19 protein-coding genes are annotated in these 21,521 nt (G+C 62.5%); 9 read left to right on the forward strand and 10 right to left on the reverse strand.

What is annotated here, in order from left to right:
• Positions 1–318 precede the first annotated feature (318 nt).
• The 4 genes from ACS92L_RS12000 (at position 319) to ACS92L_RS12015 (ending at position 4,440) form a co-directional block, all read left to right on the forward strand.
• The gene (locus tag ACS92L_RS12000; RefSeq protein ID WP_438765161.1) at positions 319–1,485 is read left to right on the forward strand and encodes a zinc-dependent alcohol dehydrogenase; all 1,167 of its coding nucleotides are present in this window, start codon (positions 319–321) and stop codon (positions 1,483–1,485) included.
• Positions 1,486–1,604: 119 nt separating this feature from the next.
• Entirely contained in the window at positions 1,605–2,486 is an 882-nt protein-coding gene (locus tag ACS92L_RS12005; protein WP_438765162.1) for an NAD(P)-dependent oxidoreductase, read from the forward strand.
• Positions 2,487–2,646: 160 nt separating this feature from the next.
• Complete coding sequence (locus ACS92L_RS12010; protein WP_438765164.1) at positions 2,647–3,450, forward strand: phosphatase PAP2 family protein; 804 nt, start codon at positions 2,647–2,649, stop codon at positions 3,448–3,450.
• Positions 3,451–3,714: 264 nt separating this feature from the next.
• A complete protein-coding gene (locus tag ACS92L_RS12015) occupies positions 3,715–4,440 on the forward strand; it encodes a phosphatase PAP2 family protein (RefSeq protein WP_438765165.1) in 726 nt (241 codons plus the stop codon).
• Between the two features lie 79 nt (positions 4,441–4,519).
• Here ACS92L_RS12015 and ACS92L_RS12020 read toward each other — a convergent pair whose 3' ends face one another.
• The 3 genes from ACS92L_RS12020 to ACS92L_RS12030 form a co-directional block, all read right to left on the reverse strand.
• Positions 4,520–5,989, reverse strand: a complete 1,470-nt coding sequence (locus ACS92L_RS12020; protein ID WP_438765166.1) for a sodium:solute symporter family protein — start codon at positions 5,987–5,989, stop codon at positions 4,520–4,522.
• A gap of 120 nt (positions 5,990–6,109) precedes the next feature.
• Complete coding sequence (locus tag ACS92L_RS12025; RefSeq protein WP_438765167.1) at positions 6,110–6,505, reverse strand: RidA family protein; 396 nt, start codon at positions 6,503–6,505, stop codon at positions 6,110–6,112.
• Positions 6,506–6,588: 83 nt separating this feature from the next.
• Positions 6,589–8,040 (reverse strand): N-acyl-D-amino-acid deacylase family protein, encoded by a 1,452-nt coding sequence (locus ACS92L_RS12030; protein WP_438765168.1) that lies wholly within the window; start codon positions 8,038–8,040, stop codon positions 6,589–6,591.
• Between the two features lie 167 nt (positions 8,041–8,207).
• On the opposite strand from ACS92L_RS12030, the gene ACS92L_RS12035 reads away from it, so the two are divergent.
• The 3 genes from ACS92L_RS12035 to ACS92L_RS12045 all read left to right on the forward strand — a co-directional run bounded on the left by ACS92L_RS12035 (position 8,208) and on the right by ACS92L_RS12045 (position 12,856).
• Positions 8,208–8,987, forward strand: coding sequence for an IclR family transcriptional regulator (locus ACS92L_RS12035; protein ID WP_438765169.1), 780 nt, complete (start codon positions 8,208–8,210; stop codon positions 8,985–8,987).
• A gap of 59 nt (positions 8,988–9,046) precedes the next feature.
• Positions 9,047–10,264: an amino acid deaminase gene (locus ACS92L_RS12040; protein ID WP_438765170.1), complete on the forward strand. Its 1,218-nt coding sequence runs from the start codon at positions 9,047–9,049 to the stop codon at positions 10,262–10,264.
• Between the two features lie 234 nt (positions 10,265–10,498).
• On the forward strand, positions 10,499–12,856 hold the full coding sequence (locus tag ACS92L_RS12045) for a beta-glucosidase (protein WP_438765171.1): 2,358 nt from the start codon (positions 10,499–10,501) through the stop codon (positions 12,854–12,856).
• Positions 12,857–12,935: 79 nt separating this feature from the next.
• Here the strand turns inward: ACS92L_RS12045 and ACS92L_RS12050 are convergent, their stop codons facing one another.
• Together ACS92L_RS12050 and ACS92L_RS12055 are read right to left on the reverse strand one after the other, a co-directional pair.
• Positions 12,936–13,793 (reverse strand): SDR family oxidoreductase, encoded by an 858-nt coding sequence (locus ACS92L_RS12050; RefSeq protein WP_438765172.1) that lies wholly within the window; start codon positions 13,791–13,793, stop codon positions 12,936–12,938.
• Positions 13,794–13,892: 99 nt separating this feature from the next.
• Complete coding sequence (locus tag ACS92L_RS12055) at positions 13,893–14,756, reverse strand: glucose 1-dehydrogenase (protein WP_438765173.1); 864 nt, start codon at positions 14,754–14,756, stop codon at positions 13,893–13,895.
• 188 nt (positions 14,757–14,944) lie between these two features.
• Here ACS92L_RS12055 and ACS92L_RS12060 point away from each other — a divergent pair, with 188 nt between their 5' ends.
• Positions 14,945–15,721 (forward strand): TatD family hydrolase, encoded by a 777-nt coding sequence (locus ACS92L_RS12060; protein WP_438765174.1) that lies wholly within the window; start codon positions 14,945–14,947, stop codon positions 15,719–15,721.
• Between the two features lie 408 nt (positions 15,722–16,129).
• Here ACS92L_RS12060 and ACS92L_RS12065 read toward each other — a convergent pair whose 3' ends face one another.
• The gene (locus ACS92L_RS12065; RefSeq protein WP_438768469.1) at positions 16,130–16,924 is read right to left on the reverse strand and encodes an SDR family oxidoreductase; all 795 of its coding nucleotides are present in this window, start codon (positions 16,922–16,924) and stop codon (positions 16,130–16,132) included.
• Positions 16,925–17,128: 204 nt separating this feature from the next.
• Complete coding sequence (gene glsB / locus ACS92L_RS12070; RefSeq protein ID WP_438765175.1) at positions 17,129–18,052, reverse strand: glutaminase B; 924 nt, start codon at positions 18,050–18,052, stop codon at positions 17,129–17,131.
• A gap of 236 nt (positions 18,053–18,288) precedes the next feature.
• Here glsB and pyrB point away from each other — a divergent pair, with 236 nt between their 5' ends.
• Positions 18,289–19,329, forward strand: coding sequence for an aspartate carbamoyltransferase (gene pyrB, locus ACS92L_RS12075; RefSeq protein ID WP_438765176.1), 1,041 nt, complete (start codon positions 18,289–18,291; stop codon positions 19,327–19,329).
• Between the two features lie 34 nt (positions 19,330–19,363).
• Here the strand turns inward: pyrB and ruvX are convergent, their stop codons facing one another.
• From ruvX to gshB, 3 genes are all read right to left on the reverse strand, one after another.
• Complete coding sequence (ruvX, locus tag ACS92L_RS12080) at positions 19,364–19,828, reverse strand: Holliday junction resolvase RuvX (protein WP_438765177.1); 465 nt, start codon at positions 19,826–19,828, stop codon at positions 19,364–19,366.
• Complete coding sequence (locus tag ACS92L_RS12085) at positions 19,821–20,378, reverse strand: YqgE/AlgH family protein (protein WP_438765178.1); 558 nt, start codon at positions 20,376–20,378, stop codon at positions 19,821–19,823. Before ACS92L_RS12085 ends, ruvX begins: the two co-directional genes overlap by 8 nt.
• Positions 20,379–20,532: 154 nt before the next feature.
• The gene (gshB, locus tag ACS92L_RS12090) at positions 20,533–21,495 is read right to left on the reverse strand and encodes a glutathione synthase (protein ID WP_438765179.1); all 963 of its coding nucleotides are present in this window, start codon (positions 21,493–21,495) and stop codon (positions 20,533–20,535) included.
• Between the last annotated feature and the right edge of the window lie 26 nt (positions 21,496–21,521).

Genomic DNA, 21,521 nt, shown 5'->3' on the forward strand with positions numbered 1-21,521 from the left:
TTTTTGTCTTTGCCGCCCTGGCATAGTCTCAAAAGACAGACCGCGACCGGCCATCAACGGGCGCTCTCCTCACGGGGAGCGCCCGTTGTCATGTCAGGGCCTCGTTCACCGCTCGTCCCTTGTCTTTTTGATCGTCCTGCCGGCATCGACCCTGGCCATCGTCGGCTTTCAAAACGGCGCGGGGTCATCGCGCGTCAATAAATCGTTAGCAGACTATCGCTATGCTTTCTATGCTGACGATCGGGTCGGCAGGGAGTCGGCCCTCGCCAACCTTACCGACCGGGTGTGACCGGTCAGGGATTTCACGGAGGAGACATCATGAAGGCACTGGTTTATCAGGGCAGCAACGACGTCCGCGTTGAAAACGTACCCGAGCCCACACTCCAGCAGGATGACGACATTGTTCTGCGCGTGACCTCGACCGCCATCTGCGGCTCCGATCTGCACCTGTATCGCGGCGCCATGCCGGCCACCGAGCCCGGCGATATCTTTGGTCACGAGTTCATGGGCATCGTTGAAGAAGCAGGCTCCGCGGTCACCAGCGTCAAGAAGGGCGACCGCGTGGTCGTGCCGTTCGTGATCGCCTGCGGCAGCTGCTTTTTCTGCCAGCATTCGCTGTACGCCGCCTGTGAGACCACCAACCCCGACGAGGGGGCGGCGCTGAACAAGAAATCGATTCCGGCGCCGGCGGCGCTGTTTGGCTTCTCGCACATGTACGGCGGCATCCCCGGCGGTCAGGCGGAGTACGTGCGCGTCCCGCAGGCCAACGCCGGCCCCTACGCCATCCCGGAAGGCCTTGATGACGAGCAGGTGCTGTTCATGTCGGACATCCTGCCCACCGGCTATCAGGCCGTGCTCAACGCCGGCATCAAGAAGGGCTCGAGCGTGGCGATCTTCGGCGCCGGCCCGGTGGGTCTGATGTCGGCGGCGTGTGCGCGCATGGAAGGCGCCGAGCAGATCATCATGGTCGACAACCAGCCGTATCGGCTCGATTTTGCGAAAAAGGCCTACGGCGTCGAGACGCTCAATTTCGACAAAACCGAGGACGTGGCCGAGGCCATCATCCAGCTCAGCGAAGGCCGGCGCGGCGTGGACGCCGTCATTGATGCCGTGGGTTATGAGGCCAAGGGCCATGGCGGGACGCTGCCGCCCATGAACAACTTCGAGGTCGAAAGCAGCGATATCGCCCTGCATCAGTGCATGGCTGCCGTGCGCCGCGGCGGCAGCATCAGCATTCCGGGCGTCTACGCCGGCGCCGTAAATGGCTTTTTGATCGGCGATTTCTTCGACAAGGGCCTGACCATGAAAGGCGGCCAGACGCATGTGCATGACTATCTGCCCACCCTGATGAAGGCGGTCGAGGAAGGCAGGCTCAAGCCCGAGGCGATCATCAGCCATCGCATGAAGCTCGATCAGGCCGCCGAAGGCTATCGCCTGTTTGATGAAAAGCAGGATGACTGCCGCAAGGTCGTGCTCACCCCGTAACGCGGGTCACGCGCTCAAAAAACGCCCCGGTTCTGCCGGGGCGTTTTTGCAGTCCCGTTTTCATGCTCATCGCGCTACGCTGGTGCGAGCTGTCCGCCACAATCGATGGAGCGTTATCCATGTCAAACGACAACACCGTGGCCGTTCTCGGCCTGGGCGCCATGGGCCACGCCTTTGCCGCCAATCTTTTGAAAAATGACCTGCCGGTACGGGTCTGGAATCGCACGCACTCACGCGGCGACGACCTGGCCCAGCAGGGCGCGGTCAATGCCGACAGCGCCGTTGAGGCCGTCAGCGGCGCACGCTTTGTCATTACCATGCTGCCGGATTTTGAGACCACCCGTGACGTGCTGCTCGGTGACACCAGTGCCCTCAAGCAGCTGCCCGAAAACGGCGTGGTGATTCAGATGGGCACCATCGGCGTTGAGCAGACCGAAACGCTGATTCGCGAGATTAAAGCGGCGCGCCCGGACGTGGTCTTTATCGACGCCCCGGTGTCCGGCACGAAAGCGCCGGCCGAGCAGGCCACCATCTCGGTACTGGCCAGCGGTGATCAAAACGCCGCCGAGGGGATCGATGACGTGTTCAACGCCATCGCCAAACGCGTGGTCTGGCTGGGGGATGCCGGTCGCGGCTCGCGCATGAAGCTTGTCGTCAATGCCTGGCTGATTCACATGATGCAGGGCATTGCCGAAAGCGCGCGTCTGGCGCAGACGCTGGGTTTCTCCACCGATGAGCTCTGGTCGGTGCTCGACGGCGGGCCGCTGGCCGCGCCCTACGTCAAGGCCAAGCTCGACAAGATCGGCGGTGACGAGTACAGCGCTCAGATGGCCCTGGAATGGGGTCTCAAGGATGCCCGACTCGCCCTGGAGGCGGCCGGTGATACCGACCTGCCGGGGCTTTCCCGCATCAGCGATATCTGGCATGACGCCGTCGATAAAGGCCTTGGCGAGCAGGACATCGCCGCCGTGCATGCCTATCTGAAGCGCCAGGACCGCTGAGCCACAGGCACCGCCACGGGCCCTTTTGCGACCTGTAGTCATCGACTTCAGGTCGCTGCAGTTTACAAAGCGCATCATTATGTGCTCACAACAACACAATAATCGCGTCACGGAACTTTCATACTGGTGTCACATTAAAGTGAACTTAGTATGGAAAATCATGTCCTCGGCCCCCTCACAACACGTCAGGTACGGTGAGACATCCCCCTCCCGGGAAGGTCTTGTCGCGCTGGTCGCCCTGTTGGTGGTCATCGCCACCACGCTGATCACCTTTGTCATGCCACTGGCCGTGGAAGACCGGATCATGCTGGGCATCAACCAGATGGCCCGTGAAAGCGCCCTGTTCGATTTCATCATGAACGTGCTTTCGTATCAGAACCTGATCTCCGGCGTGGTGCTGGTATCGGGCTTCTGGGCACTGTGGTTCATGCCAGGGCTTGTGCATCGTCGCGTAGAGCTTTTGACCTGCACCGTTGCGGCCTTCTGCTCGGCGGCGCTGAGTCGCATCATGCAGCAGATGACGCCGCCGCACCCGCGACCGCTGCAGGATCAGGCGCTCGACATGACCCCGCCCACCGGGATCGATGCCCAGACCCTGCACGATTTCAGCTCGTTTCCCAGCGATCATGGCGCGGTCTACATCGGCCTGGCCTATGTGATCTGGCGTCTGCATCGCCGCCTGGGTCTGGCCGCGTTTTTGTTTGCCGGCCTTTTGTGCTTTACCCGGATCTATCTCGGCTTTCACTTCATCACCGACATCATCGGTGGCGGAGCGCTGGCCATCCTGACCGTCCAGATTGCCCTGCTGACGCCGTTTCAGCGCATCGGCGGCTGGATCACGGGCTTTAGCAGCACGCACCCGCACTGGTTCTATCCACTGGCGTTTATCGGCTGCTACGGCATCGCCACGCTGGTCGAGGAGCTGCGTGATCTGGCCGGCGGTTTATTGCGCCTGATTCTCTAGCACCGCGTTTTATCCGCGGGGATACCGCCTATGGGCGGTGTCCGGCATGGCTTTGCCGGTGTCACACGACGATACAAAAACAATCTCTTTGATACGGCAGACAGGTCTTTCGAAGACCACACTCATTTTTCTTAACAAAACCTTTTAATGAGTCCAATGTCTTCAAATTCCGCGAATTCTGCTTCTATATCACACGCTCACGCTACTGACCCTGCCCGTGGCCCGCACCCCCTGCCGGCCGATTCTCCCTCCTGGATCAGAATCGTGATCGCCCTGATCGCCTTCGGGGCGCTTGCGCCCCTGGCGCTGTCTGGCACGGCAGTGGAATATGCCTTCATGCGTTTTATCAATGCGCCCGCGCAGCAAAACGAGCTGCTGGACTATCTGATGAACGCGTTTTCCTATCAAAAGCTGATTACGGGTGTGCCGCTGATGGCCGGCATCTGCGCCATCTGGTGCATGCCGTCGATGATCGCGCGTCGTGGCGATATCCTGATCTGCACTCTGGCGGCCTTTGTGACCTCGCTGGTCAGCCGTGTGATGCAGATTTTCATTCCGGCCAACCCGCGCCCCCTGCAGGATCAGGCGCTTGGCATGACGCCGCCGTTTAATCTCTCACCGGAGTTTCACGATCTCACCTCCTTTCCCAGTGATCATGCCGCCGTCTTTATCGGCCTGGGCTATGTCATCTGGCGCTTTTGCCGCCCGCTGGGGGTACTGGCGATCGTGTTTGCCGTGCTGGTCTCCTTCTCGCGCGTCTACATGGGCTTTCACTTCGCCACCGACGTTATCGCCGGCGGTATCCTGAGCGTGGTCGTGATCGAGCTGGCCCTTTTGACGCCCTTTCGACGTCTCGGTGCCTGGGTGGCGGATTTCAGCCGGACGCATCCGGCCTGGTTCTACGGCGTCGCCTTCATGGCGTGTTACGCCATTGCCACGCTGCTGCAGGAACCCAGAGAACTGCTCAGCGGCCTGGCCGCCATGATCTAGTCACAACGACATGATCTACTGAAAAAAGGGGCGCCCCCGATAGCCGGGGGCGCCCCTTTTATATGGGCCGTTGTCGGCCTCAGGGTTTCGCGGTCGGCATCTCCATGCGCGCGCGCTCTTCATCCAGAAACGCCAGGGCCTGTTCTCGCGTCACGCTCGAGCGCGGCGTGGCAAGCGTCACCCCCACCCCCACCAGCAGGGCGACCAGCACCGCCGGGATACTGGGGTTGCCCCAGAAAGCCTTCATGCCATCGCTTGCCGTGACCATCAGTGAGGTGGCCGAGGCGGCCACCAGAGTCGCCACGGCGCCCTGCCAGTTGTAGCGCGTCCAGAAGCGCCCCAGCAGACCGCAGACAAAAAGCCCCGACATGACGGTGGCAATCATGGTGGTGATGTAGGTGATGACGTTGTCGGTGATCAGGGCAAAGGTCAGCGCCAGACCCACCGTCACGACCAGCGCGATGCGCGAGAAAAAGACTACCTTCTCCGGCGCCGGCGTGCGCCCGGTGGTCATGACCCACAGATCGCGCATCATGATGGCAACGCCCGCCAGCGCATCGGAGCTGGCACTCGACATGGTCGCAGAAAGCCCGGCGATCAGCACCAGCATCCCCAGGCCCATCGGCAGCACCTGGGTGGCCAGATAGGGAAAGGCGTAGTTGCTGTTCTCAAGGTCCGGCGCCAGCGTATGAGCGGCCATGCCGACAATCGCCGGAATGATGGAGAAGAAAAGATAGAGCACGCCGGTAAACACAAACGAGCGCCGCACACTGCCCACCGACTGCGCCGAGTAGATGCGCTGGCGATACGAGGGCGTTGCCAGCACGCCAACCCCTACCACGACTGCCAGCGACAGCGCCGGAATCACCCCCAGTTGCGCCACGCCAAACCAGCTGTCGGCCGCCCCCGGCGCCATGTTATCGCCCAGATGCGAGAAGCCATCGATATGGATCAGGGCAAACACCGCCATGGCGATAAACCCTAAAAAGAGCAGCACGGCCTGCACGGTATCGGTCCAGACCACCGCCATGTAGCCGCCGATCACGCAGTAAAGCCCGAAGCCGATCGCCACGATGATCTTGGCCAGACTCAGATCGATGCCGGCAATCCAGGACAGATACATGCCGCCGCCCAGAATATGGGCGCCCAGCCAGCCGATGCTGGCCACATAGATCAGCACCGCCACCACGTTGCGCACCAGCCGGCTGCCGCCCACGTAATACGACAGCTCCTCGCTCATGGTCATGAAACGAAGCCGGCGCATGGGCGCAAACCACCAGGCCAGCAGCAAAATGCCGATCGCCCCACCGATGCCGTAAAGCGCCCCGCCCCAGCCGTTGTTATAGCCAAAGCCGACCGCGCCCATGCTCGAGCCGGTGCCCACCATGGTCGCCACCGTCGTGCCGATGGTCAGAAACACGGGCACGCCGCGTCCGCCGAGCAAAAAGTTGTCGCCGTCGCCGCGATGGCGCCGTGACATCACGCTGCCAAAGACGATCATCGCCAGCAAAAAGGCAAAAAAACCGATAAGAAAGAAGGTGGTATGCATGGAGGGGACCTCTTGTGGTTATTGGGCAGGTCGTCTAACGCCATGATGCTTGTGGTGATGTTGTCACTATCGAAAGGCGTCGGGGCGGGGCGGTGCGTGTCTGTTGCCCCGACGGTTGCCTTACCCCCTGCGATCGGCCCGGAAACACTTCATGTCGACCTCGACCTTACAATCCACCACCAGGTCCTGAACGCTGCAGATTCGCGCCGGCGGGTGATCGCCAAAGACCTCGGCAAACACCTTGTTGAACGAGCTGAAATAGCGTGCATCGGTCAAAACGGCGGTGACATGCACCACGTCTTCCACGCCGTAACCGGCGTCCTTCATGATCGAAAGGCAGTTCTCAAAGGCGAGACGCGACTGCTCGATAATGCCGCCCTCGACCACTTCGCCGTCGGTCATTGGGGTCTGGCCCGAGACAAACAGCCAGCCATCGGCCTCGGTGGCCTTTGCAAAGGGCAGTTTCTGCCCGCCGGTGCCGATACCGCCGCCGGTGCCATAGCGCTTGATGCTCATCGGTTACTCCTGTTGCCTGAATAAAGAATTGAATCAGTTGGGGCTTTTATGCCCTTTGGATGTTCTTGAGGCCCTGAAAGACCTCAGGAGGCGCCCCGCCGCAGCAGCCGCCCGGCACGCTGCACGAGTGCGCCGTTTTGATAGGCGATGGTGCCGTTGACCATCACCAGCTCGATGCCGCGGGCCGGCGCGATCGGGTCACTGAAGGTGGCGACGTCGTCAAGCGTTGCCAGGTCAAAAAGGGTGAGATCGGCAAAGGCGCCCTCGCGGATCTCGCCACGGTCGGTCAGACCGAAATTGCGCGCCGAAAGACCCGTCATCTTGCGAACGGCCTCCGGCAGTTCAAAAAGCTTTTCGTCACGACAGTAACGGGCGATCACGCGCGGGAAGGCGCCCCAAAGGCGTGGATGCGGGTGCGGGTCGTTGGGCAGACCGTCCGAGCCCACCATGGCCAGCGGATGGGCCAGAATGCGGGTCATGTCGGCTTCCGACATGTTGTGATAGACCGCGCCGGCCGGCTGCAGCCGGGCCGCGGCGTCCATCAGCGAGACGTTCCAGGTACGTGCGATCTCGTCCAGCGCTCGGCGCGCCATCTCCGGATGCGGCTCGGACCAGGTGATGAAGATATCGATCTCATCAGTGACCTGACCCAGATCCAGCGTCGAGGAGCCGGCGGTATAGGGGTAGCAGTCGCAGTGACAGGTCTGGGTGAGTGCAGCGCGCTCCAGGCGTTCCAGCGCCAGCGGCGCATTGCCCCAGTTGCCTACGCCTGCGCACTTCAAATGCGAAATCACGAGTTCCGCCCCGCCGTGACGTGCGGTTTCAAACGCCTCCTCCATGGCTTCAGGAAGACCGGCAAACTCATCGCGCAGATGGGTGGTGTAGAGCGCACCATGACGGCCCACCTCATCGACCAGCGCGTGCATCTCCTCAAGCGGGGCGTGGCGGGCGTTTTTATACGCCAGGCCTGAACTCATGCCGATGGCACCCGCATCCAGCGCCTGTTTAAGCGCGGCGCGCATCGATTCGATCTCATCCCCGGTGGCCGGGCGGTCAAAGTCGTCCATCAGATTGGCACGCAGCGCCGTATGCCCGACCAGGGCCGCTACGTTGACGCTGGGCGTGGCGTGGTCCACGGCGGCGGCGTAGTCGGCAAAGTCCGGGTAGGTGAAGTCCTCACAGCGGCCGAGCAGATTCATCGGGTCGGGCACGGTCTCGCCGCGAAGCTGCACCGGCGAGGCGCTGATGCCGCAGTTGCCCACCACCACGGTGGTCACGCCCTGGGTGAGCTTGGGCAGCATCTCGGGGGTGCGAATCACGTTGGTGTCGTCATGGGTATGGACATCGATAAAGCCCGGCGAAAGACAGAGACCGTGCGCCTCGATTACCTGCCCGGCGCTGGCGCCGTCGAGCGCCCCCAGCGCGGCGATACGCTCGCCGCTGATGGCGACATCGGCATCAAATGCCGGCGCGCCGGTGCCATCGAGCACCCGAGCCCCGCGAATCAGAACATCAAAATGGCGTGATGAAGACATGAGCGACTCCGAGCGATCGTTACTATTGCCACGTCCGATATATCGGACAGTTGTCTGTTTTGTCGGACAACGCTATCCTGCTCTCACATTGAGACCGAATGCAAGTCGTCAAACGGCGCCATTCGATGCACGATGGTCGAATCACTGCTGAACAAGAGCGAACTGTCATGTCGGAGACTTCCACTACCTCAAGCGCCCCAGCACCCGCTTCCACCAGGCGCGCCCGGGGCGTGGATCGCGTCATCGATCTGTGCACCCAGCTGCATCGTCACAAGGCGCCCATGACGCCGCGCGAGCTGGTCGAGGCCACCGGCGCGCCGCGCTCGAGCGTCTATGAGCTGGTCAGTATCCTGAGCGAGGCCGGCTGGCTGGAGGTGGACCGGGACGGGCGCATCTTTTTCGGTCGCGCCATGCATCTGTTCGGGCTGGATTACGCCCACCACAACGATTTGATCAGCCGGGCGCGCGGCGTGCTGCGCCAGCTGGCGGCCGAGTTCAACGAAACCAGCCAGTTCTGCATGCTGGAGGGCAACAAGTACACCGTGGTGCTTGATGACAACGGCACCCGCCCCTTTCGCATCAGCGCCGACACGGGTGTGCGCATCCCGATTCCGTGGACGGCCTCGGGGCGGGTGCTGCTGGGCGACATGTCCAGTGAGGCGATTTGCGAGTTTATCCCGGCGGAGGATTTCATCCTGCCGGACGGCCGCGAGATCGCCCGGCAGGATTTTTTCGCCGAGATCGACCGGGCCCGCGAGCAGGGCCATGCCATCACCGAAGGTCTGGCCGACAGCTTTGCCTGCTGTCTGGCCGTACCGGTGCTGGATCAAAACGGTCATGCGCACGCCACGCTGTGCTTCACCATCGGCCGCGATGCCACACCAGCGCGGCGTGATGAGCTGCTGGACGCCCTGAAACAGGCTGCCAGAACGCTTTACGGACACTAACGGCGCTTGTTCTGCGCCGGGTGACAACAACATCAACACCGCCTCAGGAGCGCTACAACATGCCCATCTCTTCGCTTTCGCCTGCCAGTGGCCAGACCGTTCACAAGGGCAGCCCGGTACTGGGTGACAGCCTGCTTGCGGGCGTGAGTCTGCCGGCCATGGTGCTGCACCAGCAGGTGCTGGAGCACAACATTGCCTGGATGCAGCGCTTTGCCGATCACCATCACGCCCGTCTGGCCCCGCACGGCAAGACCACCATGATGCCGGCGCTGTTTGCCCGCCAGATCGAGGCCGGTGCCTGGGGGATCACGCTGGCCACGGCGACCCAGTGCGCGGCGGCCTTTGCCCACGGCGTGCGTCGGCTCATCATGGCCAATCAGCTGGTGGGTCAGGCCAACATGGCGCTGGTCTGCGACATGATCGAAGGCGGGCTGGACTATTACTGCACGGTGGATCATGCCGATAACGTGCGCATGCTCAACGACTTCTTTGAAGGTCGCAGCCAGCGTCTTCAGGTGCTGATCGAGCTGGGCGTGACCGGCGGGCGCTGCGGCGTGCGTGATGCCAACGAGCTGGCCGCGCTGGTGGAAGCCATCAAGCAGGCGCCGGCACTCAAGCTGGCCGGCATCGAGGGATACGAGGGCATGATCGGCGGCGATGCGGCGCTGGAGGACGTGCGCGCCTATGGCACCCGACTGGTCGAGACCGTCCAACACCTTCATGCCAGCGGCGTGCTGGCGGTCCCTGCACCGATCGTGACGGCCTCCGGTTCGAAATGGTTTGACCTGATCGCCGAGGCCTTTGACCAGGCCGAGCTGCGCGAGCACTACACCCCGGTGCTGCGTCCGGGCTGCTATGTGGCCCACGACCACCGGCTTTATCGCGAGGCGATGGAAGCGGTCAGTGAACGCCGCCCCGAGCTTGAAGGCGCGCTTGAACCGGCGCTGGAAGTCTTCGCTCAGGTGCAGTCCCTGCCCGAACCGGGCCTTGCGATCGTGGCCATGGGCAAGCGCGATATCTCCTGCGACCCGGACCTGCCGATGGCGCTGCGCCTGTACCGCAGCGGCGCGTACGTGTGTGATGTCACCGACTGGCAGGTGGTTCACATCATGGATCAGCACACCTTTTTGCGCCTGCCCGAGGGGGCCGACATTCATATCGAGGATGTGATCGCCTTTGGCGCCTCCCATCCGTGTTTGACCTTTGACAAGTGGCGTCAGGGGCTATGGGTCGATGAGACGCTGGCCATCACGGCGGTTGAACCCACCTTCTTTTGATTTTCCCTCCCGCCGCCTTCATTGCGGGCCGGGGTTTTTACAGCGTCCCGGGCGCTCTGGTTGCGCGCGCTGACGGCGGGTCACACGCGCTCATGGTTGCTGGCAAACGCTGACGTTTCGATACAGCAAGCCACCCGGCATACGACTAAGGTGGTCCCCTTGTTGACCGTCCCGTGACCGCGCCGTGACAGCGTTTGCGGGCCGGCCACCCCGATGTCTGGAGACGCCCTACGCATGCGCCAACGCCTTTTTTTGCCCCTGATCACGCTGTCCGCTGCATTTGTAAGCGCCCACACACTGGCCACGCAAATGCCGCCGGTACCGGATCAGCGCCCCGGCCGGCTGGCTCAGGCCGAGCAGAGCCTGAGTGATCAGCTGGCGCAGGCGCCCTGGATGGACCAGCGTCTCAGCGCTGACGAGCGCGCCCGCGCGGCGCTCAACGAGATGACCACCACCGAGAAGATGTCACTGCTGGCCGGGGATTTCGCCGCCCCCATGGACCCCTCGAAGCAGGTGCGCGGCGCCATCGGGTCAGCCGGTTTCGTGCCGGGCGTCAGCCGGCTGGGCATCCCGGCCCAGCAGCAGACCGATGCCGATCTCGGCGTCACCAACCCGGGCTGGATCGACCCGGACCGCCAGGCCACGGCGCTGCCCTCGGTGCTGGCCGCCGCTGCCACCTGGCAGCCCGAGCTTTCCCGTCAGGGGGGCGAGATGATCGCCCGTGAGGCGCGCCACTACGGCTTCAACGTGCTGCTGGGCGGTACGGCCGGTCTGGTGCGCGACCCGCGCGCCGGGCGCAACTACGAGATGCCCGGAGAAGACCCGCTGCTGTCGGGCCTGACGGCAGCGGCCAGGATCAACGGCATCGAAAGTCAGCACGTGATGTCGACCATCAAGCACTTCGCGATGAACGCTCAGGAGACCGGTCGCCACAAGCTAAGCGCCGACATTGATGAGCAGGCGCTGCAGGAGTCCGATCTGCTCTCGTTTCGCTACGCGCTGGAACACAGCCACCCGGGGGCAGCAATGTGCGCCTACAACCGGGTCAACGGCGACTACGCCTGTGAAAACGACTATCTGCTCAATCAGGTCCTCAAGGACGAATGGGGTTACCCGGGCTTTGTGATGTCGGACTGGGGGGCGGTCTACTCCGCCGCGCCCTCGGCCAACGCGGGCCTTGATCAGCAGTCGGCAGCCGAGGACTTCGACGGCGTGGTCTATTTCGGCGCCCCGCTGGAAAAGGCGGTCGAGCGCGGCGAGGTCTCCCATGAGCGTATCGATGACATGGCCTATCGCATTTTGCGCAGCACCTTCGCCGCCGGCATCGTGGATCATCCGCCCGCCGGTGAGCCCATCGACACCGAGGCCCACGCCGAGGTGGCCCAGCGCCTTGCCGAAAATGCCATGGTGCTGTTGAAAAATGACGACGCTGTGCTGCCGCTGGACGGCGCGCGGGACAAGCGCATCAGCGTGACCGGGGCCCATGCCGACCGCGCCGTGATTGCCGGCGGTGGCTCGGCCGCGGTGGTGCCGATGGATGGCGACGCCCTGCCGGATCTCAATCCGCCTGCCGGTGTGAACACTCAGCGGCTGTATCCGAAGTCCTCACCGCTGGGCGCGATCGGTCTGCACGCGCCGGAATCCAACGTCACCTTCAGTGCCGGCGATGATATTGACGAGGCGGTCGCGCAGGCCCGTGACAGCGACGTGGCGGTGGTCTTTGCCCAGCAGTGGACCTCGGAGACCATGGACATGCAGAGCCTGGCGCTGGAAGGCGAGCAGAACGCGCTGATCGAGGCGGTGGCGAAAGCCAATCCGCGCACGGTGGTGGTGCTGGAAACCGGCGGGCCGGTGGCCATGCCCTGGCGCGACGACGTGGCCGCCATCATGGAGGCCTGGTATCCGGGCCAGCGCGGCGGCGAGGCGATCGCCAACGTGCTCTTCGGGCAGCACAACCCGTCAGGCCGACTGCCGGTGACCTTTCCCAAAAATGATGAGCAGCTGCCGCGAGCGCAGGTGCCGGGGCTTTCCATCGGCAACAGCGCCTTTTTCGATGTCGACTATAACCGCGAAGGCGCCGATGTCGGCTATCGCTGGTTCGAACGCGAAAATGAGACGCCGCTGTATGCCTTCGGCCACGGGCTTTCCTACACCACCTTTGAGCGCCACGACCTGCGCCTTGAGCGAAGTGGACAAAAAGTAACCGCCCACTTCACGCTCACCAACACCGGCGATCGCAAGGGCCGCACCACGCCCCAGCTCTACGTGAATGCTCCCGACGGTTCGCCGGCGCGCCTGGCCGGCTGGGAGAGTATTGAGCTTTCGCCCGGCCAGTCCCGGGAGGTCAGCATCACCATCGATCCGCGCCAGTTCGCCCGCTATGACAGCGGTGAGCGTCAGTGGCGCCTTGAAGGCGGCGACTATCGGGTAAGCCTGGCCGATTCAGCCACCGACATTGACGAGACGCAGCGCGTGGCGCTGCCGGCCGGTGTAGTGGCGATGGCAAAACTCCCTCGTGATTCGGCGCCCTCCACGGGTGAGGATGAACAGCGCGTGGCGGCCAACGAGTCAGCGATGGACGACTCGCCCTGACCTCGACCGGCCCGGCACAAAAAACCGCCCCCGGCAGTACCGGGGGCGGTTTTCAATTCGATCGAAGGGCCGTCATCGCCTAGTTGATGATGGCGCCGCCGTTGATGTGCAGCGAGTGGCCGCTGATATAGGAGGCGTCCTTCGAGGCCAGAAAGACGTAGGCGGGCCCAAGCTCGCTGGGCTGACCGGCCCGGCCCATCGGCATCTTCTCGCCCAGGGTCTGCATCAGGGTCGGGTCGAAACGGCCCATGGTCGAGGGCTGAATCGGTGTCCAGATCGGCCCCGGGGCGACTTCGTTGACCCGAATGCCGTCACCGATCAGTGACTCCGACAGCGAGCGGGTAAAGCCCGTAATCGCGCCCTTGGTCGAGGTGTAGGCCATCAGCATGGCGTTACCCACGAACGGATTGATCGAGGTGGTGTTGATGATGGTGTCGCCGGCCTTGAGATGCGACCGCACGGCCTTTGCCATATAGAAGTAGCCGTGGATATTGACGTCAAACGTCTCGCGCCACTCGTCATCCGGAATGTCGGTGATGTCCTGACGCACCACCTGCGCGGCGGCGTTGTTGACCAGGATGTTGATCTCCCCGAACTCCTTGAGCACCTGATCAACGGCCTGCTGACAAAAGTCGCTGTCACGCACATCACCGCTGATCAACAGTGCCCGGCGGCCCTCGGCCTCGATCAGGCGCTTTGTCTCTTCGGCGTCCTGCTGCTCGTCAAGATACATCACGGCCACGTCGGCGCCTTCACGGGCAAAATGCACCGCGGCGCTGCGACCGATGCCGCTGTCGCCACCGGTAATGATGGCCTTTTTACCCTCGAGCTTGCCGCTGCCGCGATAGTCGTCACGAATGATCTCGGGCGCTGGCGTCATCTCGTGCTCAAGGCCCGGCTGGCGATCCTGTGACTGCTTTGGAAACTGATCGGCCATGTCTGAAATCTCCTTTTTCGATGGGCGTCATGACAGACGCCGTGTTGGCCTGTCAAAAAAAGGGCCGTCGAGGACGGCCCTGATCCTGCCTCAAACCTGTCAGCCGTTGACGATCATGCCGCCGTTGACATGGATGGTCTGGCCGGTCACGTAGCTGCTGTCCTTGCTTGCCAGATAGACATAGGCCGGACCGAGTTCGGCGGGCTGGCCGGCGCGACCCATCGGCGACTGGCTGCCGAAGTCCTCGACCATCTCTTCATCAAACTGCCCCATGGTAGAGGGAATCAGCGGTGTCCAGATCGGGCCGGGCGCGACCTGGTTGACGCGGATACCGTCACCGACGCACATTTTGGAGAGCGCGCGGGTAAAGCCGGCATTGGCGCCCTTGGTCGTGGTGTAGGCCAGCAGGTTGGCGTTACCGGCAAAGGCGTTGACGGAAGTCGTGTTGATGACCGTGCCCTTTGTCTCGCGCAGGTGCGGGATGGCCGCCTTGGCCATGTAGAAGTAGCCGTGGATGTTGACGTCAAAGGTCCGACGCCACTCCTCGTCCGAGGTCTCTTCGGGACGGCTGTGCAGCACCTGCTGTGCGGCGTTGTTGACCAGCACATCCAGCTTGCCGAAGGTATCGACCGTTTGCTGCACCGCGCTGCGGCAGAAATCGGCATCGGCCACGTCACCGGCGATTAAAAGCGCCCGGCGACCTTCCGCCTCGATCATCTGCTTTGTGGTTTCGGCGTCGTCGTGCTCGTCGAGATACATGACGGCCACATCGGCGCCTTCACGGGCGAAATGCACGGCGGTGGCGCGACCGATGCCGCTGTCACCGCCGGTGATAATGGCTACCAGGTCCTGCATCTTGGCGCTGCCGCGATAGTCGTCGCGGATAAACTCGGCGGCCGGTGTCATCTCGCCTTCAACGCCGGGCTGGCGACTTTGCTTCTGCGGGGGAATCTGTTCTGCCATGACGATGGTGCTCCCTGTCATTGCGTGGTCAAGACCACACGTCCATTGATGAACACGGCCACTGGCGTCCTGCCGCGGCCGTGCTGCGACGAATGTCTAAAGCGTAGACGTCTCTGAGCACGCTGCAATTCACCCTTCGCGACAGGGCGCTACACTCCCGCATGATCACTGTTGAGAGGAGCGCCGGTATGAGCGCGCAATTTGTGGATACCCACTGCCATTTCGATTTCCCCCCGTTTGTCGGTGACGAAACGCAGAGCCTGCAGCGGGCGAAGGACGCCGGCGTCGAGAAAATCATTGCCGTCGGCGTCGCAGCAGATCGCTTTGCAGGCGTCATGGCGCTGGCCGAGCGCCATGAACCGGTGCACGCCGCGCTCGGCGTCCACCCCATGGCCATCGGTGAATTCAAGGATGAGCATCTTGAAGAGCTGGACGCCTGGCTTAAACGGCGCCCCGACAAGCTGGTGGCCATCGGTGAAATCGGGCTGGATCTTTTTATCGACAATCCGCAGTTCGACCGGCAGGAAGCGCTGCTGGATGCCCAGCTGCGGCTGGCCCGCGACCATGACCTGCCGGTGATCCTGCATTCGCGGCGCACCCACGACAAGCTTGCCATGCATCTGCGACGCCTCGATGTGCCCCGGTGCGGCGTGGTGCACGGGTTTGCCGGCAGCGAGCAGCAGGCGCAGGCCTTTATCAGGGCGGGTTATTTTATCGGCGTGGGCGGCACCATGACCTACGAGCGCGCCAGCAAGACCCGTCGCACCCTGGCGCGTCTGCCGCTGTCGTCACTGCTGCTGGAAACCGACTCACCGGATATGCCCGTGCAGGGATTTCAGGGTGAGCCCAATCGGCCCGAGCGGATCAAACACATCTGGCAGAGCCTGTGCGAGATTCGTGATGAATCGCCCCAGGCCATTGCTGACACCCTCCGCGACAACACTCGGCGGCTGTTTCATATTTAGGCCCGGATAGGGGCTGGAACGATCAGCCCTACCAAATATTACGTAATTATTTTACGCGTTTGATAAAAACACGAATGCCTGAAATTTGATCAGAACAAAAAATACGCGATCTTTCCCGCACAAAGCATGGCGAAAAGCACGTTCAGTCAGGCCGTTGCACTCGAAACCCGATGCCACTGCGTTTTCGACGTGAAAAAGCAAAGCGACCGCCAGTATTGCCCTTTTGAACAACACTACGGGCATCGTGATTATCTCACCAGGGCTGGGGCGCGCCTTCAGGTACGTTCTTTCTTTTGACAAAAAAGCTTTCACCCGGCCACAGCCAATCGTCGCAGGACATAAAAAACCCGCGCCACAGAGCGTGGCGCGGGTGAAAGGTGTAATTTTGATCGTAATTAATTTACACCGTTACGTATTAAGGATAACACCGCCATTGAGATGAATGGTCTGGCCGTTCATATAGGACGATTCCTCACAGGCCAGATAGACATAGGCGGGTGCCATCTCGCTGGGCTGGCCAACACGCTCCATGGGCACCTGCTGGCCAAAGTCTTCGACCTTCTCCTCATCCATGGTCGAGGGAATCAACGGGGTCCATACCGGTCCCGGGGCCACGGCGTTGACACGAATACCGCGCTCGACCAGCGACATGGCCATAGAGCGCATGAAGCCCTGAATGGCCCCCTTGGTCGCGCTGTAATCGATCAGGGTGTTGTTGCCCTTGAAAGCGTTGACCGATGAGGTTTCGATGATGCTGTCACCCGCTGTCATGTGCGACAGGGCGTGTTTCACCGTGTAGAAATGGCTGAAGATGTTGGTGCGAAAGGTGCGCTCGATCTGCTCATCGGGGATTTTGGTGATGTCGTCCCAGTCGTGCTGCTCGGCGGCGTTATTGACCAGAATGTTGAGCCCGCCCAGCTCGCTGACGGTCTTTTCGACCATCTCGCGGCAGAAGTCTGCACTGCCAACATCGCCCTTGATCAACACACAGCGCTGCCCTTCGGCCTCAACGAGGGCGCGGGTGTCCTCGGCGTCACGGTCTTCTTCGAGATAGTTGATGGCAACATCCGCGCCTTCCCGGGCGTAGTGCACGGCCACGGCACGACCGATACCGCTGTCGCCGCCGGTGATCAGCGCGATTTTGCCCTTGAGCTTGCCGGTCCCCTGATACCCGTCCCGAATGTATTCGGGCTTTGGGGTCATGCTGTACTCATCACCCGGCTGTGACTGGGGTGCATCCGTTGAATTGGCCACTGTTCAAACTCCTTTTAAACATGGATCAATATTTGCGCCGCACATGGGCCGACGCGCGTCACTCTCAAGCGTAGAGCGCGCCGTCAGGCGTTCAAGAGGGTTTGAGAAAACAGTCCGGGCCGGCGCCTCGATGCCGATGCGCCGGGCAGGCGTTCAATAGGCCAGCGGCGAGAATACCGACCAGCCGATGCGCTCGCTGAGTCTTTCCAGCACCGCCATGCCTACCAGCGAATTGCCACTGGCGTTGAGCGCCGGCGACCACACACAGATGGTGTAGCGCCCCGGCACCACGGCCACGATGCCGCCGCCCACGCCGCTTTTGCCGGGCAGCCCGACGCGGTAGGCAAAGTTACCGGCTTCATCGTACAGCCCGCTGGTGGCCATGATGGCGTTGACCTGCTGGGTCTGGCGCGGTGTCAGAATGGCCTCATCGCCGTGCAGGCAGCGTCCGCCGTTGGCCAGAAACGAAAACCCGCGCACCAGATCCACGCAGCTGGCCGTCAGCGCACAGTGATGGAAATAGCTTTTGAGCACGGCCTCCACATCGTTGTGAAAGTTGCCAAAGGACTGCATCAGATAGGCCATGGCCGCGTTGCGCGCCCGGTGCTGATATTCGGAGTCGGCCACGACCCGGTCGGAAATGATATGGACGTTGTCGGTCAAACGGCGCACCAGATCGCGCATGGACAGGATCGGGGCGGCGTAGCGCGACTGGTTGATATCGGCGATTACCAAAGCGCCGGCATTGATGAAGGGATTACGCGGGCGGCCCCGTTCGAACTCGAGCTGCACCATCGAATTAAAGGCCTGCCCCGAAGGTTCATGGCCCAGCCGCGCCCAGAGACTTTCGCCGCCGTGCGAGATGGCCTGTACCAGGCTGAATACCTTGGAGATGCTCTGGATCGAAAAGGGTGTGTCGGCATCACCGGCCTGATAGAGCGTGCCGTCGGTGCCCAGCATGGCAATACCGAGCTGATGAGGATCAACGTCCGCCAGCGCCGGGATATAGCTGGCCACCTGCCCCTGACCCAGCAGCGGCCGCACCTCGTCGAGAATGGATTCCAGCAGTGCCTGCATGTGTCGTGACCGTCCTGACGTCGGGCGCATCGCCCCGGTGGGAAAAGCGAGCGCAGTGTAGCGCGCCGGTCGGCGCTCGCCCATGCACAGGGACCATCACCCGTGAGAAAGCCGGCACCCTCTCTGTCCTCGGTTATCCCCAATGAAGGACGGGGCGTGTCGCGCTACACTGGCGCACGTTTGCGCCCCACAGCCTGCCTGTGTGGCTTTACTCCTCCCAGCCAGAGGCGAGTGCCATGAGTGCCCATCTGTTGTCCGTTGATCACCTTTCCCGCGACTACGTCGATCATCTTTTTAACGTGGCGCGGCGCATGGAGCCCATCGCCCAGCGCCAGAAGATTACGCGGGTGCTGGAAGGCGCCGTGCTGGGCAATCTCTTTTTCGAGGCCAGTACCCGCACGCGCATGAGCTTTCACTCGGCGTTCAGCCGGCTGGGTGGCAGCGTCTGTGACACCACAGGCTTTACCTTCTCGTCGATGGCCAAGGGCGAGTCACTCTATGACACCAGCCGCGTGATCAGCGGCTATGTCGATGCCATCGTCATGCGCCACCCGGACCTGGGCTCGGTGGCCGAGTTTGCCGCGGCGACCCATGTGCCGGTCATCAACGGCGGCGACGGTCCGGGCGAGCACCCAAGCCAGGCGCTGCTGGATCTCTATACCATCCGCAAGGAGTTCGAGCGCCTCGACAAGGCACTGCCCGGCGCGCACCTGCTGTTGACCGGTGATCTCAAATACGGACGCACCGTGCACTCGCTTTTGAAGCTTTTGTCGCTTTATCCGCCGATGCAGATCACGCTGGTGTCGCCGCCGGGGCTCGAGATGCCATCTGATCTGATCGACCGGGCCGAAAACGCCGGTCACCGGGTCCATCAGCGCGACACGCTGCAGGCGGATTACAGCGATGTAGACGTGGTCTATGCCACGCGCATCCAGAAGGAGCGCTTCACCCAGGAGATGATGGAGGGGTTCAGCCTGTCCAGCGATTTCAGCGTGGACCGGGCCTTTCTGAATCAGCGCTGCAGCACGCATACCATCGCCATGCATCCGCTGCCGCGCGACAGCCGCCCCGGGGCGAACGACCTTAACGTCGATCTCAACGGCGACCCGCGACTGGCGATCTTTCGCCAGACCGACAACGGCATTCCGGTACGCATGGCGATCTTTGCCACGCTGATGGGCGTGGACGAGACGTTTGATCGCGATCTGCGCGACGTGGGCTGGCAGCCGCCATACCAGGTGGGCGTGGATGATGGCAATCTGGCCGCTCTGAAGTAAGCGCCCACTTACTCTACGAAATGGTGTTCAGGCCTCAGCGCGGTGCGGGGATATCAAGCCGCGCGCCGCCGGCCTGCTGTTCGAACCAGCCACTCAGAATCAGTTCGGCAGCAATGCCGTCCACGCCATGGTCGCGGTAGTTGCCGCGGTGGCCTTCCTCGCGGGCAATGGCCTTGGCCGCGCGGGTGGTGCCGCGCTCATCAAACATTTCAAGCGGTTGACCAAAGCGCCCGTGCAGCCGCTTGCCGAACTTGCGCGCGCGCAGGCTCATCTCGGATTCGCTGTCGTCCATGTTCAGCGGCAGCCCCACCACAAACAGGTCGGGCTGCCACTCATCGATCAGACGCGCGATCACGTTCCAGTCGGGAATGCCGTCGCGCGCCGTCAGCGGATCGATGGCCGTGGCGCTGCCCAGCAGTTCGTTGCCCACGGCCACACCGATGCGGCGCACGCCGAAATCAAAGGCCAGCACCAGCCGCTGGCCCGGCGCGTCAGCCATGACCGGCCTCGCGCGACAGCAGGCTCAGATCCACGCCCAGATGGCCTGCAGCGGTTTCCAGCCGGGCCGGGGCGGGCGTGCGAAAGAGCACCTCGTCGCTGGCCTCCACGGTCAGCCAGGTGTTGTCCTTGACCTCCTGGGCCAGCTGGTCGGGCTCCCAGCCCACGCAGCCCAGACAGATCAGAAACTGCTCGGGGCCCTTGCCGGCGGCAATGGCGTGCAGGATGTCCATTGACGTGGTCAGCGCCCGGTTTTCCCCGGTGCGAATGCTGGAATCCCAGTGCTCGGGGCTGCCGGCGTGCAGGATAAAGCCGCGCTCGCGATGCACGGGACCGCCGTTGAGCACCGGCGTTTCCAGCGACGGACACTCGCTGGCGTCAATTTCGAGCTGCTCGAACAGCGCCTCCAGCGTCAGCTCCATGGGCTGATTGAGCTTGAGGCCCAGCGTGCCGTTGTCATCGTGATCGCAGATATAGGTCAGCGAGCCCGCGAAGTTTTCGTCTTCAAGATGGGGCATCGCCATGAGAAAGTGATCGCGCAAGCCTTGCATGGGCCTCCCGGATAGTAACGCAGGCAGGCGCCTCCGCCCGTGGCGGAGGCGCGGATCGACGGATCATGACATGACGGCACCCGCCGCCACCTGTCCGTCGAAAGCAATTGATGAGGTCATGGTAACACTGGCGGGCCAGCGTGACGTCAACACCTCACGAGGCGAAACGCTGCTCGATGGCGTCCATCAGCAGACCGGCGATATCCGTGCCCTTCTGGGCATCGATTTCGCGCACGCAGGTGGGGCTGGTGACGTTGATTTCAGTGATGTAGTCACCGATGACATCAAGGCCGACAAAGATCAGCCCCAGCGCCTTGATGGAGTCCTTGACCTGATCGACCAGCCAGTAGTCGCGGTCGGTCAGCTCGCGCGCCTCACCCCGGCCGCCGGCGGCCAGATTGCCGCGCACTTCACCGGCCGACGGAATCCGCGCCAGTCCATAGGGCACCGGCTCACCGTCGATCAAAAGAATCCGGGTATCGCCCTGCTTGATCTCGGGAATGTAGCGCTGCGCCATGATCTGCTCGGTGCCGCGCTGGGTCAGCTGCTCGATGACCGCGCCGATGTTGCGACCGTCAGGGGCGATATGAAAGATGCCGGTGCCACCCATGCCATCCAGCGGCTTGAAGATGGTGTCGCCGTGTTCGGCGTGAAACTCGCGCAGCACGCGATCGTTGCAGGAGACCACGCTGGGCACCAGACACTGGGGAAACTGCTGGGCATAGAGCTTTTCGTTGCAGGTCAAAAGCGCCCGGGTCGGATTGACCACCAGCACGCCCTCACGCTCGGCAAAGCCCAGAAGCTGCACGGCGTTGGTAAAGTTGACGTCCACCGGCGGGTCCTGACGCATCAGGATGGCGTCCATATCGGCCAGCGGCCCGGCCTTGACTTCCCCCAGGGTGTAGTAGTGCTCGGGATCGTTTTCGAACACGTCCAGCGCGCGCAGACGCCCCATGGCGCGCCCATCCTTGAGATAAAGATCCCCCGGTTCGAGATAGAAAAGCGTATGGCCGCGGCGTTTGGCCGCCCACAGCATTGCCAGCGTCGAGTCCTTTTTCCAGGCGATGTCGGCGATGGGATCCATGACTACCGCGATCTTCAATGCACGTTCACTCATTTAAAACTCCAGAACACGGCCGTGTG

It is taken from the genome of Kushneria halocnemicola, assembly GCF_965650455.1.
GTDB lineage: Bacteria > Pseudomonadota > Gammaproteobacteria > Pseudomonadales > Halomonadaceae > Kushneria.

Bases quoted from the DNA above. Each gene is read 5' to 3' on its own strand.
- ACS92L_RS12025 (WP_438765167.1), bottom strand. From the start codon at position 6,505: ATGAGCATCAAGCGCTATGGCACCGGCGGCGGTATCGGCACCGGCGGG.
- ACS92L_RS12035 (WP_438765169.1), top strand. From the start codon at position 8,208: ATGTCGGAGACTTCCACTACCTCAAGCGCCCCAGCACCCGCTTCCACC.
- ACS92L_RS12040 (WP_438765170.1), top strand. From the start codon at position 9,047: ATGCCCATCTCTTCGCTTTCGCCTGCCAGTGGCCAGACCGTTCACAAG.
- gshB (WP_438765179.1), bottom strand. From the start codon at position 21,495: ATGAGTGAACGTGCATTGAAGATCGCGGTAGTCATGGATCCCATCGCC.
- ACS92L_RS12065 (WP_438768469.1), bottom strand. From the start codon at position 16,924: ATGACCCCAAAGCCCGAATACATTCGGGACGGGTATCAGGGGACCGGC.
- ruvX (WP_438765177.1), bottom strand. From the start codon at position 19,828: ATGGCTGACGCGCCGGGCCAGCGGCTGGTGCTGGCCTTTGATTTCGGC.
- pyrB (WP_438765176.1), top strand. From the start codon at position 18,289: ATGAGTGCCCATCTGTTGTCCGTTGATCACCTTTCCCGCGACTACGTC.
- ACS92L_RS12010 (WP_438765164.1), top strand. From the start codon at position 2,647: ATGTCCTCGGCCCCCTCACAACACGTCAGGTACGGTGAGACATCCCCC.
- ACS92L_RS12060 (WP_438765174.1), top strand. From the start codon at position 14,945: ATGAGCGCGCAATTTGTGGATACCCACTGCCATTTCGATTTCCCCCCG.
- ACS92L_RS12055 (WP_438765173.1), bottom strand. From the start codon at position 14,756: ATGGCAGAACAGATTCCCCCGCAGAAGCAAAGTCGCCAGCCCGGCGTT.
- ACS92L_RS12020 (WP_438765166.1), bottom strand. From the start codon at position 5,989: ATGCATACCACCTTCTTTCTTATCGGTTTTTTTGCCTTTTTGCTGGCG.
- ACS92L_RS12000 (WP_438765161.1), top strand. From the start codon at position 319: ATGAAGGCACTGGTTTATCAGGGCAGCAACGACGTCCGCGTTGAAAAC.
- ACS92L_RS12045 (WP_438765171.1), top strand. From the start codon at position 10,499: ATGCGCCAACGCCTTTTTTTGCCCCTGATCACGCTGTCCGCTGCATTT.
- ACS92L_RS12030 (WP_438765168.1), bottom strand. From the start codon at position 8,040: ATGTCTTCATCACGCCATTTTGATGTTCTGATTCGCGGGGCTCGGGTG.
- glsB (WP_438765175.1), bottom strand. From the start codon at position 18,052: ATGCAGGCACTGCTGGAATCCATTCTCGACGAGGTGCGGCCGCTGCTG.
- ACS92L_RS12005 (WP_438765162.1), top strand. From the start codon at position 1,605: ATGTCAAACGACAACACCGTGGCCGTTCTCGGCCTGGGCGCCATGGGC.
- ACS92L_RS12050 (WP_438765172.1), bottom strand. From the start codon at position 13,793: ATGGCCGATCAGTTTCCAAAGCAGTCACAGGATCGCCAGCCGGGCCTT.
- ACS92L_RS12085 (WP_438765178.1), bottom strand. From the start codon at position 20,378: ATGCAAGGCTTGCGCGATCACTTTCTCATGGCGATGCCCCATCTTGAA.